The organism is Streptomyces sp. NPDC059785 (assembly GCF_042732375.1).
GTDB lineage: Bacteria > Actinomycetota > Actinomycetes > Streptomycetales > Streptomycetaceae > Streptomyces.
Window position 1 is genome coordinate 53,135 of the sequence record NZ_JBHWHV010000043.1, and the last position, 16,199, is coordinate 69,333.

The following is a 16,199-nucleotide window of genomic DNA, read 5'->3' on the forward strand; positions in this document are numbered from 1 at the left end:
CGGAGGCTGGGCGGGGCCTTGTCGAACGGGCGTCGGTCACGAGATATCTTGATGTCGAGCAATGTTGCAGACGTGGAGCGGAGCACCCGGTGACTGACTCGACCATCATCTACACGCACACAGACGAGGCCCCGGCCCTGGCGACTCATTCGTTCTTGCCGGTGGTCCAGGCGTACGCGTCGCAGGCCGGTGTCACTGTGGAGACCCGTGACATCTCGCTGGCCGGGCGGATCATCGCCGTCTTCCCCGAGTACCTCGAGGAGGGGCAGCGCATCCCCGACGCGCTCGCCGAGCTCGGTGAGCTGGCCAAGACGCCCGAGGCCAACATCATCAAGCTGCCGAACATCTCGGCCTCGATCCCGCAGCTCAAGGCCGCGGTCGCCGAGCTCCAGGAGCAGGGTTACGCGCTGCCCGCCTACCCGGACGACCCGAAGACCGACGAGGAGCGGGAGATCCGCGCCCGGTACGACAAGGTCAAGGGCTCCGCCGTGAACCCGGTCCTGCGCGAGGGCAACTCCGACCGCCGCGCCCCCGCCTCGGTCAAGAACTACGCCAAGGCCCACCCGCACCGCATGGGCAAGTGGACCGCCGAGTCGAAGACGAACGTCGCGACCATGGGCGTCGACGACTTCCGCTCCACCGAGAAGTCCGCCGTGATCGCCGAGGACGGTGCGCTGCGCATCGAGCTCAAGGGCGACGACGGCACCACCACCGTGCTGCGCGAGTCCGTACCCGTGCTCGCCGGTGAGGTCGTGGACGCCTCCGTGATGCGCGTCGCCGCACTGCGCGAGTTCCTGACCGCGCAGATCGCCAAGGCCAAGGCCGAGGGCGTGCTGTTCTCCGTGCACCTGAAGGCCACGATGATGAAGGTCTCCGACCCGATCGTCTTCGGTCACGTGGTGCGCGCCTTCTTCCCGAAGACCTTCGCGAAGTACGGCGAGACCCTGGCCGCCGCGGGCCTGACCCCGAACGACGGTCTCGGCGGCATCTACAAGGGCCTGGAGTCGCTGCCCGAGGGCGCCGAGATCAAGGCGTCCTTCGACGCCGAGCTCGCCGAGGGCCCGGAGCTGGCCATGGTCGACTCCGACCGCGGCATCACCAACCTGCACGTGCCGTCCGACGTGATCGTGGACGCCTCGATGCCCGCCATGATCCGCACCTCCGGTCACATGTGGGGCCCGGACGGCGAAGAGGCCGACACCCTCGCGGTCCTCCCGGACAGCAGCTACGCCGGTGTCTACCAGGTCGTCCTCGACGACTGCCGCGCCCACGGCGCCTTCGACCCGTCGACCATGGGCTCGGTCCCGAACGTCGGTCTGATGGCGCAGAAGGCCGAGGAGTACGGCAGCCACGACAAGACCTTCGAGATCGCCACGACCGGCACCGTCCGCCTGGTCGACGCGGCCGGGAACGCCGTACTGGAGCAGACCGTCTCCGCCGGTGACATCTTCCGCGCCTGCCAGACCAAGGACGACCCGATCAAGGACTGGGTCAAGCTCGCCGTCACCCGCGCCCGCGCGACCGGCGACCCGGCCGTCTTCTGGCTGGACGAGACGCGCGCGCACGACGCGCAGCTCATCGCCAAGGTCAACGCCTACCTGCCGGAGCACGACACCGAGGGCCTGGACATCCGGATCCTCGCCCCGGTCGAGGCGACGGCGTTCTCCCTGGAGCGCATCCGCCGCGGCGAGAACACCATCTCGGTCACCGGCAACGTGCTGCGCGACTACCTGACCGACCTGTTCCCGATCCTGGAGCTGGGCACCAGCGCCAAGATGCTCTCGATCGTCCCGCTGATGAACGGCGGCGGCCTGTTCGAGACGGGCGCGGGCGGCTCCGCGCCGAAGCACGTCCAGCAGCTGGTCAAGGAGAACTACCTGCGCTGGGACAGCCTGGGCGAGTTCCTCGCGCTGGCCTCCAGCTTCGAGCACCTGGCGAACACCACGGGCAACGCGCGCGCCCAGGTGCTCGCCGACACCCTGGACCGGGCCACCGCGACGTTCCTGGAGAACGACAAGTCCCCGAGCCGCCGCCTCGGCGGTATCGACAACCGCGGCAGCCACTTCTACCTGGCCCTGTACTGGGCGCAGGAGCTGGCCAAGCAGAGCGCCGACGCGGACCTCGCCAAGGCGTTCGGCCCGCTCGCCGAGACGCTCACCGCGGGCGAGCAGCGAATCGTCGACGAGCTGATCGCCGTCCAGGGCGAGCCCGCCGACATCGGCGGCTACTACCAGCCCGACGTCACCAAGGCCTCGGCGGTCATGCGCCCGTCGGCGACCCTGAACGAGGCGCTGGCGACCCTCGCCTGACACCCGGCGCGTCCCTGGGCCGCCCCCGACCGGATTTCCGGCCGGGGGCGGCTCACGTTCCGGCCGCCCGTACCGGGGTTCGACCAGCGGTGGGGCCGGGTAGCGATCCCGGGGACATCGGGCCCGAAGGGTCGCATGGGCCACCGGGTGCGCGCCTTTCGTGACGCGGCCCGCCGACGGAGCGGAGTGGGACGTGACGACGGACGCCGGTACGGACACGGACACAGCGACCGGTACGGCCGCGGGGATCGAGGTGCGGCCGGTCACCGGGTACACCGGGGCGGAGATCACCGGCGTCGACCTGGCCGGCGACCTGGACGACGCGGCTGTCCAGGTCGTCCGCGAGGCGCTGCTGGCCTGGAAGGTGGTGTTCTTCCGGGGACAGCGCCTCGACCACGCCGCCCATGTGGCACTCGCCCGCCGCTTCGGCAAGCCGGTCACCCTGCGCTCCCGGGGCGGCGCGTCCCCCGCGGAGTTCCCCGAGGTCGAGACGACGGCCGACCGCCTGGAGCTGGCGGGCCGCTACGGCATGGACCGGGACGAGTGGCTGGAGCGCCGCCGCCACACCCTCGTACGGGGCTGGCACTGCGACCACGGCGCCCGGGTGGACCCGCCCGCGGCGACCATCCTGCGCGCCGAGACCGTGCCGCCGTACGGCGGGGACACCACCTGGTCGAATCTGGCGGCGGCCTACGAGGGCCTGTCGGAGCCGGTGCGGCGCTTCGCCGACGGGCTGCGCGCGGAGCACCGCCTCGGCGTCGGCTACCAGTCGCGCCCCGGCCCGGACGCCTACCTGGAGCATCTCCAGGACCACCAGGTCGCCACCGTCCACCCGCTGGTGCGGGTCCACCCGGAGTCGGGCGAGCGCCTGCTGTTCGTCAACGGCTACTACGTCGAGCGGATCATGGATGTGTCGCGCGCGGAGAACGCCCGGCTCCTGGAGATGTTCACCGAGCAGATCACCCGGCCCGAGTACACCGTCCGGTTCCGCTGGGAGCCCGGCAGCGTGGCCTTCTGGGACAACCGGGCCACCGTCCACCTCGCCCCCGCCGACACCGGGCGCCTGGACCATCCGCGCGTCATGCACCGCGTGATGCTCGCGGGCGAGATCCCCTACGGCGTGGACGGCAGGCCCTCCGAACCGATCACGGGCGCCCCGCTGCACAGCCCGGCGTAGGCGGCGCGCACCGCGCGTCCGGCGCCACGAACAGCCGGATCCCGGCGACCGGGCGGGACGGCCAGGCACGGGCGTACGACGGCGGGCCGCCGCCGGGCGCGGTCAGCGCGGCGACCGGCATCCGCAGGGCGCTGCGCAGGATGTCCTCGGTGGTCGCGCTCTCGTTGTGGCCGCTGGTCTGGGCCGAGGCGCAGCCCGCGTAGAAGGCGACGGGCAGCGCCTCGGGCCCGGTCAGCAGGCACGGCGGACGGACACCGAGCCGGTGCAGCTCGGCCGCGGTACGGGCCCAGTCGCGGCGGTTCGCGGCGGCGCGGTCCACGGTGGTGGCGAGGACGGCGTACTGCGCCGCGAGGTGCGCGGCCAGGGCGAGCAGCAGCAGGGGCGCGGCACCCGGCCGCGCGGAACCGTCCCGCGCTCCAGTGCCCCGGCAGGCAACGTTTGCCCGCCAAGGAGCGGCGTTCGGTGCGTGCTCTCGGCGTGCCGGGCGCAAGCCCTCGTACTGGACGTACTTGGGTTTGTGCCCGGTGCGGCGAGAGTGCGTGCCGGGCGTCGCGACGGGGCGAACGTTGCCTGTTGGGGCACTGGCCAGGTGGTGCAGCCCGACGGCGACCGGGACGGCGAGCAGCGCGTAGGCGGGCAGCAGGAAACGGGGGGCCGCGTAGCCGATGAGGAAGAGGTAGGGCACGGCCGCGGTGGTGGCGCAGGCCAGCGGGACGAGCGTGCGGGCCGGGCGCCCGGCCCGCACGGCGACGGCCGTCCCGAGGACGGCGAGCAGTGGCAGCAGGTACCACCAGACGGTGACCGCGACGGCCGGCAGCGGGCCGGTGCAGGGGCGGCACAGGGCGCGCCCGCCGAGGCTGCGAAGCTGGTCGTCGACGGCGTTGTGCCAGCCGAGCCCGCCCTGGATGCGGGAGCCGTCGGCCAGCCGCCGCGCCGGGCCGCCGAAGCCGGTGTACGCCTCCGCCACCCATTGGGCCGCCCCGGCCGCCAGTCCGGCCACGAGCGCGAGCGCGGGGCGCGGCCCGCGCCATCCCGGCACGCACACCGACAGCGCCAGCAGGGGCAGGGTCGCGTACAGCGCGTCGGTCGGGCGCATGAACGCCATCAGCGCGGCGCTCGCGGCCAGGCCCCACAGCGCTCCGCGGCCGAACGGATCCGCCCGGTGGCGCAGGAAGCAGCCGACGGCGGCCAGGGCGCCGACGGCCACCCAGTAGTTGGGCATCGCCTGCGGGCCGTAGAAGACCGTGACCCACAGGCTCGCGAACAGCCCGCCCGCCAGGGCCAGGAGCCGCACCGGGAGCAGGCCGCGCCAGGCGCGCAGCGCCAGGTGGAGGCCGAGCCCGGACAGCAGCGCCAGCCAGATCCGCAGCAGCGTCGTGGATTCCGACCAGGAGGTCACCGGGGCGACCAGCAGGGAGACCCCGCGGGCGCGCGGCGCGCTGAAGAACGCCGGCGGGGCGTGGGCGCTGATCTGGCTGACGTACACCGTTTCGTCCCAGCCGAGTCCGGTCCAGGGTGGGACGAGCACGAGTTGGGCCGCGGTGAAGGCGCCCGCCACCACGGCGAGCGGGAGTCCGCCGCGCGACCGGACCGCCGGCGTGCCGACGGCCGCCGGTGGGCCGGGCCGCCGGGTACCGGTGAGCGCGGCATCGACGCCCTCGCTCATCCGTCACCTCCTCCAGGCCGTGACGTCCGCCCGACCCGAGGACGAGCACGTCGGACCAAGGGCTGCAATAACCGGATAAGCAACGACAAGCTACTGCGTCACCGCACCGGGCGCAGGACGGAGTCCGGCCGCTTGGCGTACACGGCCCCGGGCACGCGAGGCGGGGTCCCAGGACGCACGAAAAAGGGCCTCCGCAGGCTCTCGCCTGCGAAGACCCTTCGCACCGTCGGGACGACAGGATTTGAACCTGCGACCCCTTGACCCCCAGTCAAGTGCGCTACCAAGCTGCGCCACGTCCCGGTGCGTTCCGCGCGGTGTCCCGCGTGATCACGCAGGTAAACCCTACCTCACGCGCGCGGGACCCTCGCCCACCGGCCGGGTCCGGCCGGATCCGGCCCGCGAGGCCGGTGGGACGCCCGTGACCGCGGGCGGTGACGCGTGTCACAGTATGCGAACCGGTACTTGCCGGAACCCCGGGCTCCTCGGACCCTGCCGTCACATGCCCTTGGCCTATCGGGGGTCGATATGCAGTGTCCGAGTTCCTCGTGTCAGTCGGTGAACGTCGAGAAGCTGCCGCACTACTGGGCGTCGCTGCCCGGTGATTCACCGCTGAAGGAGGAGTACGCGCCTCCGGTGATCGCGGCCACCCGCTATCTGCTGGTGCTCGCCATGGTCGTCACCGGCATCATCGTGGCCACGTCCGACCACGTGCTCCTGGGTCTGCTCATCGCCGTGGCGGGACTGCTCTGGGGCACGGTGATGCGCAGGCGGACCCTGGTGTCCAGCGCGTCGCTCACGGAGTACGAGAGCGAGCACATCTGTCTGGCCTGCACCGGCCGGTTCAAGGCGTAGGGCCCGCAGGTCCCGGCCGCGCCACCACCGACGCACTCCTGCGGCCCGGCCCGTCCGCCACGGGGCCGCAGGAGTGCCCGCCCGCCGGCTACTCCGGCGGGGTGGGCGTGTCGTGGGTGCGGTACATCGCCTGGAGGTCCAGTTCGAGCTGGACCGTCGGGCCGACCACCGCGATGCCCCGGGCCAGCATGGACCGGTAGTTCAGCGTGTAGTCCTCGCGGTGCAGTTCCGCCTTGGCGAGCGCGGCGCAGCGCAGCTCCTCGCCGTAACCGCCGTTGACCGTGCCCAGGTACGTGGTGTCCAGCGCCACCGAGCGGCTCACGCCGTGCATCGACAGCGAGCCCTGGAGGGTCCACTTGCTGCCGCCCCGGTAGGCGAAGCGCGTACTGACGAAATCGATGTACGGGTACCGCTCGACGTCCAGGAAGTCGGCGGAGCGCAGATGGTTGTCCCGGGTGGTGTTGCCGGTGGTGATGCTGGCCGCCTCGATGCGGACCTGGACCCGGGAGTCCGTCATCTCGGGGGCGACCTGGATGCCGCCCTCGAAGCGGTCGAAACGCCCGTGGACGTGGGCCATGCCGACGTGCTTGGCGATGAAGCGGATCGCGGTGTGCGGCGGGTCGAGGAGCCAGGTGCCGGGCGAGGGCAGTTCCAGGCGGCGGGCGGTCTGGAGCCGGACCCGCTCCGCGGGGGCCGCCGTTCCGGCCACGACGTCGACCGTCTCGCGGTGCGGCTGGAGCCCTTCCGCGGAGATCATCAGGCTGTATCTGCCCGGCGGCAGCGTCGCGAGGAAGAAACCGTACGGGTCGGTGGTGCCGCGGGCGGCGACGCGTTGCGTGTCCAGGGCGGTGACCGTGACGTCGGCCGCGCCCATGGGCTCGCCCATGGGGTCCACGACCTCACGGCCGAGCGCGCCCGCCCCGTGGGGAAGCGGGAGCGAGAGGCCCGCCGCCCCGGCGGAGGCACCCTTGGGCCGCCGGCGCCGCAGCAGTGCGAGGGCCATGATGTTCACCTTTCTTCGCGTACCACGGCGGCCGGATCGCCCGCTGCCGCGGTACTCGGATTTGCTTCTGCGGGTGGGGCCGCCCTCGCCGGACACCGGCCGTACGCATCGGCCGGTACGGCGAGGAGAAGCTTCGGTGAGGGAACGAGGGAACACGAAAAGGTCCGGTCGCTCCCCGGGGGAATCGCCCGGGACGCTCACCAAGAGCCGCACGGATGTGGAGCGACGGCCCGCGACGATCTTGAACCAGGGCGCGGGCACACGGGTGTCTCAAATCAAGACACCCGAGAGTCTCTGTCGGACGGTCCGCGGCCCCTCAGACCGCCGCGCCCTCCCACGCCGCCGTCAGTACACCGAGGACGCCGGCCGCGGTCACCTCGCGCGGGTTGGCGTACGCCTGGCTCGTGGCCCGCTCCGCCGCCACCGCCAAGTCTGCCTTGTCCAGACCGAGTTGGGCGAGGGAACGGGGAGCGCCGAGCCGTCCGGCCAGGTCCTGGAGGGCGCGCGGCGCGTCGTCCGCCGACAGGGCGCGGCCCAGCGCGGCCAGCGCACCGGGCGCCGCGGGCGCGTTGTGGGCGAGCACGTACGGCAGGAGCACGGTGTGCGTCTCGGCGTGCGGCAGGCCGAAGGTGCCGCCCAGGACGTGGCACAGCTTGTGGTGCAGCCCCATGGTCGTACCGCCGAGGCAGGTGCCGCAGAGCCAGGCTCCGTACAGGGCGTCGGCGCGGGCGGCCGGGTCGCCCGGGGCGGCGGCCACCCGGGGCAGCGCGCCGGCCATGGCCCGTACGCCCTCCTGCGCCATGAGCGGGACGAGCGGCGCCGCGTCCGGCGCGTACAGGGCCTCGGCGGCGTGTGCGAGGGCGTTCATGCCGCTGGTCACGGAGAGCGGCACGGGGAGCGAGCGGGTGAGCTCGGGGTCGTAGACGACGCTGCGCGGCTGCACGGCCGGATCGCGCCCGGTGCGCTTGGCGCCGTGCTCGGTCAGGCCCCAGACGGGGGTCATCTCCGAACCGGAGTAGGTCGAGGGCACGGCGATCAGCGGCAGTCCGGTGCGCAGCGCCAGCGCCTTGCCGAGGCCGGTCGCGGAGCCGCCGCCGACCGCGACACAGCCGTCCGCGCCGGCCGCGCGCAGCACCTCGACCGCACGGTCCACGACCGGTACGGGCACGTGCGTCCGCGCCCCCGCGTGGAGGCCCGCGCAACGGTCGCCGAGCGCGTCCGCGACCGCCCGCGCGGTGGCCTCGCCGCGGCTGCCGCACACCACGAGCAGCCGGCGCAGCCCGAGCCGGGCGGCCTCGCCCGGTGTCGCGGTGACCGCGGCGCCGGCCCGGAAGACGACCCGCACGGGCAGCGTCTCCCAGGTGAAACCGAGAGGTGCCACGGGTGCCCCGGGTGGGGTGCCGGGGATGTTCATGCCGGCTCCGCCGGTTCCAGTACGAGGTCGAAGCGGGCGTGCCGGAAGGGGTTCGGTACGCCGAACTCGCGGGCCCGCTCCGGATCGTCGGTCCCCGTGAAGTCCTTGACGAGGCTCTCCTTGACGGCGAACACCGCGTCGGACTCCAGATAGGCGCCGCCCGCCACGAAGATGTGCGTGGTGACGGGCGCGTGCCCGTCGGCCGAGGCGATGAAGTGGACGTGGGCGGGGCGGTAGGGGTGCCGGGCCGTCGCACGCAACAGTTCGCCGACCGGCCCGTCGTCGGGGATCGGGTACGGGCTCGGCACACAGGTGCGGAACCAGAAACGGCCCGCGTCGTCGGCCGTGAACAGTCCCCGTCCGTTGCCCGGCGGCTGGACGTCCGGCTGCTGGACGTCGTAGTGGCCCCCGGTGTCCGCCTGCCAGACGTCCAGGACGGCGCCGGGCAGCGGGGTGCCGTCCGAGGAGAGCACCCGGCCGCTGATCACACAGGGTGCGCCGCTGCCCACCAGGTCGATGTCCGCGCCCAGTTCGCGCACCGGTGACTCGGTGAGGTGGAAGGGGCCGAGGACGGTCGACTCGGTCGCACCGGGACCGCGCCGCCCGTTCAGGGTCTCCACCAGCATCGAGACGCCCAGCACGTCGGACAGCAGGATGAACTCCTGCCGGGTCCCGGTGCACGCCTGTCCGGTCGCGGCGAGGAAGCCGATGGCCCGCTCCCACTCCTGAAGGGTCGGCTCCGTCTCCCGTACGAAGGCGTGCAGATGCCGGGTGAGCGCGCTCAGCAGCTCGCGCAGCCGGGGGTCGGCGGTGTCGCGGAAGCTGTCGACGACGGCGCCCGTGAGATCACCGGTGAAGTCTCCGGTGAAACGGCTGGTGGAGTGGCCGGTGGAATGGCCGGTGACGTCTTCGGTCTCGTGGCTGATGGATTCTCCGGTGAACTCGGCTGTCATCCCGCTCCCCTCGTCCCGCTGCCCCGGTCGGGGCCGGCCGTCCCGTCGGGCATGTCCGAGGATCCGCCGTGGCGCGCCGGACGGCAACCGTGCGGCGTTCGGGCGGCTTCCGGGCGGCTCCCAGGCGGCTTCCGGGCGGTTCCGGGCGGGCGGAATCGTAGATTCCGGGGCGCTGATCCGTGTCCCGAGGTCGCCGGATACGGTGGACCGGCCGTACGACCGTTGTGGTGAGAGGCGTCGTGACCACCGCAGAACACTCCCCTGCCTGCCCGCTGCCCACGGGCCGTTCCGGGTCCGCCGGGCGTCCCGGGCTGATGCCGCTGCGCCAGGCCCGCGAACGGTTCCTGACCGGTCGGCCGCTGCCCGACGGCGTACCGGACGACATCGTCGCCGCCTGGCGCCGCGCACGGTTCTACGGGGTGCGGCACGACGACGTACGGAATGACGGCGTATGGCGAGACGGCGTACGGCGAGACGGCGTACGACATGACGACCTACGGCACGACGGTGCGCGGGCCGCGGGTGGTCCACCGCGTCCGGCCGGGGCCGCGCTGCTCGCCGCCGCCCGGCCGGTGCTCGAACGCATCGCGCCCGCGCTCGGCACCGGACCGTCCCACCTGGTGCTCACCGACGAACGGCTCCGGGTGCTGTGGACGGCGGGCACCGCGCCGGGGCACGGGCGGTGCGCCGACCTCTCCGAGCAGGAAGTGGGGCACAACAGCGCGGCGCTGGCCCTGCGCACCCGGCGCCGGTCCGAGGTCCACGGCCCCGAGCACTTCCTCGACCTGTGGCAGGACGTGTCCGCGGTCAGCGTCCCGGTGCTGACGCCCGGCACCGGCCGGGTCCTCGGCACGGTGACCGTCGCGACCGCGCTCTGCCCCGGGCGCGGCCCGCATCCGGGAGCGGCGCTCGCCGAGGCCGCCGCGGCGGCGGTCGAGGCGGAACTGCCCGCCCCGTCACGGACCGCGGACCGGGTCCTGCTCGACGCCTACGCGCGCGTGGCGGAAGAGCGTCGCCGCGCGGTCGTCGCCGTAGACGGCCGCAACCGCCTCGTCAACGAGTCCGCGGCCCGCCTCCTGTCCCCCGAAGCCCTGGACGCGCTGGAACGCCGGGCACGTGCGGTGCTGACGGCGGCCGCGACTGCCGCACCGGACGCGGCGAACGCACTGGACACGGGGGTGAGCGGGCCCGGCACCGGTCCTGATTCCGTTGCCGCTGCCGTTGCTGAGCTCGATCTCGGGCTGCCCGCCGACGCCGGCTGCACGGCCCACGGTTCACTGGTACGGCACCAGGGACACGTCATCGGTGTCGTCGCCGTGCTGGAACCCGTGGACCCGGGGCCGGTGCCCGCACCGGCCCCGCGGCGGCCCAGGATCTCGCTCGTGGGCGGCTCCGTGCCCTGGCTCCACGCGGTGGACCGGGCGACGGAGCTGGCCCGCTCCCCGGAACCGCTCCTGCTGACCGGTGAGCGCGGAACCGGCAAGACGGCGCTGGCCCGTGAGCTGCTGGCCGGCCGTGCCGTCACGGTCCTCGACGCGGCGGAGGAACCGGCCGGAGCGATCGGCCACGCCCTCGGCACCTGGGCGGCGACCGGCGCCGCGCCCGTACCCGTACCCCCGTCCACGTCCTGGTCGTCCGCGTCCGGCGGCGACGGCGCGCCACCCGGCGCCGGACACACGCTGCTGCTCCGGCACGCCGAACTGCTCGCCCAGCCCGACATCGCCGCGCTCAACTCCCTGCTGGACGGGCACCCGGGCGCGCCCCTGCTGATCACCTACGCGCCCGGCGCCACGCCCGGCCCCTGTTTCCAGCGGCTTCGCGACACGCTGGCCGCCCGCACGGTCACCGTGCCCGCGCTGCGCGAACGCCCGGAGGACATCAGGGAGTTGCTCGCGGTGCTGACTCCGCGGCCCGGCGCCGGACAGCCGCCGCTGACCTGGGCCCTCGACACCCTGCGGGCGCTGGAGCGGCACCCGTGGCCGGGCAACGTCACCGAACTGGCGCACCTGGTGCGGGCGCTGGCCGAACAGCGCAGGGCGACCGGTCCTGTCCGGCGCGCCGACCTGCCCGACGCGGTCCGCGAAGGGCCCGCGACCCGCCCGCTCAGCCCGATGGAACAGGCCGAGCGCACCGCCATCCTGGAGGCGCTGCGCCGCCACGGCGGCAACAAGGCCCGTGCGGCGGCCTCCCTGGGCATCGCCCGCGCCACGCTCTACCGGAAGCTGCGCGGCTACCGCGGCTGACTCCGCCCCGCTCAGCGGGTCAGCGGCGCCCGAGAAGGTGTCCGAGGCGGGCGGCGTGCTCCTCGCCCATGGCCGTGCCGGTGTTCTGCGGCTCGCTCAGCCAGTCGGCCGCCAGGGTGCGGCAGTACTCCGTCCGCGGCCCCGTCAGGCCGGGCCCTTCGAGCAGCGCCGCCAGCACGTGTCCGGCGTACCGGCTCCCGGCGTACGTCTCCAGCCAGGCCAGCGCCGTGTCCACGAAGGCCGCGCGCTCGATCTGCCGCGAGACGGGAAGGCGCGGGTCCAGCAGCGGCCCCAGCAGAGCTCCGGTGAACGCCGAGAGCTCCTCCTGTTCGTCGAACCATTGCCGGACCCGCGCCGTGACGGCGCCGGCCTGCCCGGGATCGAGGTCCGTCCGCGCCAGCAGGGCACGCAGGACCTGTTTGCCCGCCGCCCTGATGGGCCGCTCGCCGCACGCCTGCGCGAGCGCGAGGTCCACGAGGGCGGCTCTGGTCTCGTCCGGGAGCGGCACGAGCCCCAGTCGGCACAGGGCCGGGAGCCGGTTCTTGCCCAGCTCCGCGTGACCGCGGTCCACACACTCCAGGATCCGTGCCACGGCTCGCCGGCGCAGCTCCGGGTCCAGGACGCGGTAGCCGGGCAGGTGTTTCAGTATCCGCGGCGCGTTGGCGGCGGTGTGGTGCGCGTCCAGCCAGTCGAGGGCGTGCCGCAGGGCCCCGGTCCGGATCCCCTCGTCCAGGTCGGGGCAGTCCAGCAGCGGTTCCAGTACGAACGACGCCGTGGCGCTGACGGCGTTGTCGCGCTCCGCGAGCCAGGCGAGGGCGAACGGCGCGGCGCGTGCTCCGACCGCCCGGTGCTTGAGCAGGGGGTCCAGCACGAAGCGCGCCTGGGGCGAGGCGCCGCAGCCGTCCGTGGCGAGCCAGGCGAACGCGAAGCCGACGGCATCGGTTCCGGCGCCGTCCACGAACCCGACGGCATCGGTTTTTCCGCTGTCCGCGAGGCCGATGCGGGCTTCGAGGGGCAGCAGGTGCTGGAGGACGTAGGAGATGTCCGGTGAGGTGTCGTGGGCCGTGAGCCAGGTACGGGCGTGCCGGGCTGCCGCTTCACTGTGCAGGCCCAGCTTCGGGTGGGCCAGCAGCGGCTGGAGGACGAAGGTCGCGTCGTCGCCGCGCAGATTGGCGGGTGAGTCGAGCCAGCGGACCGCGGCCGCACAGTGCTGTTCGGCTTCGCCCTCCGGCAGTCCGCGGCGCTTGAGCAGCGGCGCGAGCACCCACTTGGCGGCGTTCCGCGTGCCGTGCCGCTCCGTGGCCAGCCACGTCGAGGCGTGCTCCGCGGCCCCGGCGGCCGCCTCCTGGGTGAGGTCCGCCCTCTCCAGCAGTCTCCGCAGCACGAAGTAGGCGTCCTCGCGTCGGCCGTGCTCCGTCAGCCAGGCGCGCGTGAGGCCGATCACGATGTCGGTGAACTCTTCCCGCAGCGCGAGATGTTCCAGCGCACCCGGCAGGACGTACGAGGCCAGTGGCGAAGTGCCGTGGTCGGCGAGCCAGTTGAGTGCGCGGTCGAGGATGTCCGCCGTCCGGCTGTCGTCCGGACCGGCCCGTCGGAACAGCCCCGCGAAGACGAAGGCGGCCGAGCCGGCGTCGGGAGAGCCGTTGAGCCAGTCGACCGCCGCCTCGATCACGGTGCCGGTCCGGTCGTCCCCCAGGTCCTCGCGGCGCAGCAACGCGTGCAGCACACGGGCGGTGATTTCCGGCGGAAGACGTCTGCCGACCACGCCGAGGGCGCTGTCGACCGCCTGCCCGACGCGGTCCTCGGGGAGGTCGTCCCGCGCCAGCAGGGCCATGACGAGGGACACACAGCCCTTCAGGACGGGGTGGCGCAGCCATTCCGCCGTCGCCTCGACGGTCCGGCCGAGATGTTCGGCCCGCAGGCCGGGTGCCCGGAGCAGGGCTTCGAGGACCGGACGGGTCTCGTCGCGCTGGTGGCGGCGGTCCGCCAGCCACTCCAGGGCGGCCGAGGCGAGACGTGCGGGTACGGCGTCGGAGGTGTTGCGGACCGCGTGGGCGAAGAGGGTGCGCGCCAGGTCCGGCGCCTCGTCCCCGGCCCGTTCGAGCCAGGGCCGCACCAGTGCGTCCCACGAGGCGACGGTCCCGGACTGCCACGGCGGCCCCGACAGCAGGCTCAGCAGGGTACGGCCGGTCTCCTCCAGGTCGTCCTCGCCCGCCAGCCGTCCGGCGAGGCCGCCCGGCGAGGCGAGCCACTGCTCGCAGACCCGGCGCACATCGTCCCGAACCGCCGGATCGAGGTCGGCCGACCACCGCCGTACGGTGTCCACGGCGAGCTGGAAGGTGCGCGTGCTGGTGAGAAACGCGGTGAACATCCGCTTGGCGGCGTCGGCTTCGAGCTGTCCCGCTCGCGGTTGCAGCGCCTGCTGGAGCAGTTCGTCGGCCACGAAGTCGTGCATGACCTCGAGCACGCCGCCCTCGGAGCGGACGAGCCAGCCCAGCCCGCACAGACGCCCGACGGTGCCGGTCCCGCCGGCCGTATGGCCGCGGTCTCGGTGCAAGCCGAGGAACGCCTCGACGGCCGTCTCCACCGGATCCCTCTTCTGGGGGCAGACGGTGGCGGCGACCGCGGAGGCGAGGAGGCTGGTCGGCGAGTCCTCGAGATGCTCCTTCGTGCGGTCCCTCAGCCAGTAGGACAGGTGCCGCTGGTGCCGCAGCCCGGTCAGATCCAGTCTGTCCTGCGGGTCGTCGCGTACGCGCGACTCGATCGCCCGCGCGATCAGCAGGGTGAGGACCGGGCGGTGTCCGCAGACGGCGATGAGCCGCTCTGCGCCGTAGTCGTCCACGGCCGTCCTCGCGACGCTCCGAACGATGCGGGAGGCGACGGCTCTCAGGTGCTCCCCGTCCTGGGAGACCTCCACCTTCTCAAGGTGCTTGAGATGGCCCTTGGCCTCGGCCTGCGGCACCGCCCCGGGGCGCAGCGAGGCGATGACCGCCAATCGGGCCGGGGACGTGGGCTCCTCCCGCACTCCGCCCACGACTTCGTCGAAGTTGAGGTCCTGGTAGGCGTCGAGGTAGTCGAGCACGAGCAGGACGTCATTGTTCCGCGCGTGCAAATCGCGTACGACCCCGGTCAGCCCCTCCTCGGTAAGGCTCTTCTTCGGCGCCAGGTGCAGCACGGTCCAGCCCTGTCTGCTCGCCCTGGCCGCCACCTCGAAGCAGGTACGGGTCTTGCCGGTCCCCGCGGCGCCGACGAGCGCCACGCCCAGCAACGTCGTGGAACCCGGTGCGGAGACGGCCCTCAGCCGGTCCAGCAGGTTGTCCGGATCCGCCTCGTGTCTCCCGCCCGGGCTGATGAACGGGATCCGGTTGTCCGTCAGGTACTTCTGGTCGTTGACTCTCGCCAGGGTCTGCAGATGGGTGCGGACGGCCGCGGGAAAGGCCGGCAGGCCGACGTCGGCCAGGTCGTCGGCGCGCAGGCTGCCGCAGCCCAGCAGGTTCTCCAGCCGGTCCAGTTCCTCGGCGGACACCTGTTCCTGGAGCCGGTCGATCCGGGCCGCGACGAGGGCGGGGCCGTCGGCGGCATGGTGCTCGACGACGACGCCGATGACCCGCCCTCGGCTGAAGACCGCCGCTCCCGACATGCCCTGCCAGGGCTCGTACGCCCCGTCGCGGTTCTTCGGCGGCCGTGGGTCGTGGCCCGGGTCCGCCGACGGGGGCCCCACGACCTTGAGGTCGAGCGTGCCCTGTCGCCGGTTCGCCTTCGGTACGCAGCTCGCCTCCGCGGCTGCCAGGTCCCGGTAGGTGCCCTCGCGGAGCTTGAAGAGCGGGAAGCCGAACGCCATGCACTCGACGCGCTCGGCTCCCTCGCCGACCTGGCCGAACTCCATGGGCGCGGGGGCGGGTGCGGGCGCGGAGGCGGGTGCGGGGTGCTGCGACGAGGGAGTGAGGACGAGGACCGCGATATCGGTACCGGGGTCCAACCACCCCACCGACGCCTCGAACCTGATCTCGTCCGGCCGGTCCGCGTCGAACCGCACCTCGATCGCGGACGCCCCCTTGAGGGGATGCCACGCGGTCAGCACCTTGCCGTCGGCGACGAGATAGCCGGAGGCCCGTCCGCCCCTGCCCGCCGGGCGGCTGACGATCACCTCGGCGATCCGGCCGGACTCGTCCCACCTGCCACGCATGCGCACGCCGGCGTCAGCGCTCGCCATCGACCTCATCACCGGAGATCAGCGGAGAGCGGGTCGTGCCGTCGTCCGCCTCCACCTTGGGATTCAGCGTGAGGGTGATCCGTTGGGTCGCCGACCGGGCGGACTTCCCGTCGCCGCCCGCCTCCACCACCCAGAACCGCACCTTGCCGTTCGCGCCGGCCTCGCGGGAGACCGCGACGCTCGCCTCGATCTCCACGGGCCCCACCTCGAACCGGAGCGTCTCGCCCGCCCCCGCGCCCGCCGCCGTCTTCAGTTCCTCCCGCAACTGACGTATGAGCTCGGCCAGTTCGATCCCGCGTTCCCCGTCGGATGCCATGGCGCGATTGTATGAGGCCGCGCGGACGGGGTCACGTGGTGGCCTGCGTACGT

Annotated in this window: 10 protein-coding genes and 1 tRNA gene; 4 read left to right on the forward strand and 7 right to left on the reverse strand. The window is 73.4% G+C overall.

The genetic code is table 11. The features are described 5' to 3' along the window. The first annotated feature begins 89 nt into the window (after window positions 1-89). Window positions 90-2,309: an NADP-dependent isocitrate dehydrogenase gene (locus ACFV6E_RS28615; RefSeq protein ID WP_385172409.1), complete on the forward strand. Its 2,220-nt coding sequence runs from the start codon at window positions 90-92 to the stop codon at window positions 2,307-2,309. 193 nt (window positions 2,310-2,502) lie between these two features. Beyond that, complete coding sequence (locus tag ACFV6E_RS28620) at window positions 2,503-3,486, forward strand: TauD/TfdA dioxygenase family protein (protein ID WP_385465505.1); 984 nt, start codon at window positions 2,503-2,505, stop codon at window positions 3,484-3,486. Here ACFV6E_RS28620 and ACFV6E_RS28625 read toward each other — a convergent pair. Both ACFV6E_RS28625 and ACFV6E_RS28630 read right to left on the reverse strand, forming a co-directional pair. Next, window positions 3,455-5,152: a hypothetical protein gene (locus ACFV6E_RS28625; protein WP_385465506.1), complete on the reverse strand. Its 1,698-nt coding sequence runs from the start codon at window positions 5,150-5,152 to the stop codon at window positions 3,455-3,457. The two genes, ACFV6E_RS28620 and ACFV6E_RS28625, sit on opposite strands and share 32 nt — an antisense overlap. Before the next feature lie 226 nt (window positions 5,153-5,378). Next, window positions 5,379-5,452, reverse strand: a tRNA-Pro gene (locus ACFV6E_RS28630). 255 nt (window positions 5,453-5,707) lie between these two features. Between ACFV6E_RS28630 and ACFV6E_RS28635 the strand changes: the two genes are divergently transcribed. Next, window positions 5,708-6,004, forward strand: coding sequence for a hypothetical protein (locus ACFV6E_RS28635; RefSeq protein ID WP_385465509.1), 297 nt, complete (start codon window positions 5,708-5,710; stop codon window positions 6,002-6,004). A gap of 88 nt (window positions 6,005-6,092) precedes the next feature. Here the strand turns inward: ACFV6E_RS28635 and ACFV6E_RS28640 are convergent, their stop codons facing one another. The 3 genes from ACFV6E_RS28640 to ACFV6E_RS28650 all read right to left on the reverse strand — a co-directional run bounded on the left by ACFV6E_RS28640 (window position 6,093) and on the right by ACFV6E_RS28650 (window position 9,374). Continuing rightward, on the reverse strand, window positions 6,093-7,007 hold the full coding sequence (locus tag ACFV6E_RS28640; protein ID WP_385172739.1) for a YceI family protein: 915 nt from the start codon (window positions 7,005-7,007) through the stop codon (window positions 6,093-6,095). A gap of 316 nt (window positions 7,008-7,323) precedes the next feature. Beyond that, entirely contained in the window at window positions 7,324-8,421 is a 1,098-nt protein-coding gene (locus ACFV6E_RS28645) for a maleylacetate reductase (protein ID WP_385465512.1), read from the reverse strand. Next, window positions 8,418-9,374 (reverse strand): dioxygenase, encoded by a 957-nt coding sequence (locus ACFV6E_RS28650; RefSeq protein ID WP_385465515.1) that lies wholly within the window; start codon window positions 9,372-9,374, stop codon window positions 8,418-8,420. Before ACFV6E_RS28650 ends, ACFV6E_RS28645 begins: the two co-directional genes overlap by 4 nt. 239 nt (window positions 9,375-9,613) lie before the next feature. Here ACFV6E_RS28650 and ACFV6E_RS28655 point away from each other — a divergent pair, with 239 nt between their 5' ends. Then, window positions 9,614-11,617, forward strand: a complete 2,004-nt coding sequence (locus tag ACFV6E_RS28655; RefSeq protein WP_385465518.1) for a helix-turn-helix domain-containing protein — start codon at window positions 9,614-9,616, stop codon at window positions 11,615-11,617. Window positions 11,618-11,636: 19 nt separating this feature from the next. Here ACFV6E_RS28655 and ACFV6E_RS28660 read toward each other — a convergent pair whose 3' ends face one another. Further along, the gene (locus ACFV6E_RS28660) at window positions 11,637-15,830 is read right to left on the reverse strand and encodes a trypsin-like peptidase domain-containing protein (RefSeq protein WP_385465521.1); all 4,194 of its coding nucleotides are present in this window, start codon (window positions 15,828-15,830) and stop codon (window positions 11,637-11,639) included. Further along, on the reverse strand, window positions 15,817-16,146 hold the full coding sequence (locus ACFV6E_RS28665; protein ID WP_385172750.1) for a trypco2 family protein: 330 nt from the start codon (window positions 16,144-16,146) through the stop codon (window positions 15,817-15,819). Before ACFV6E_RS28665 ends, ACFV6E_RS28660 begins: the two co-directional genes overlap by 14 nt. Window positions 16,147-16,199 lie beyond the last annotated feature (53 nt).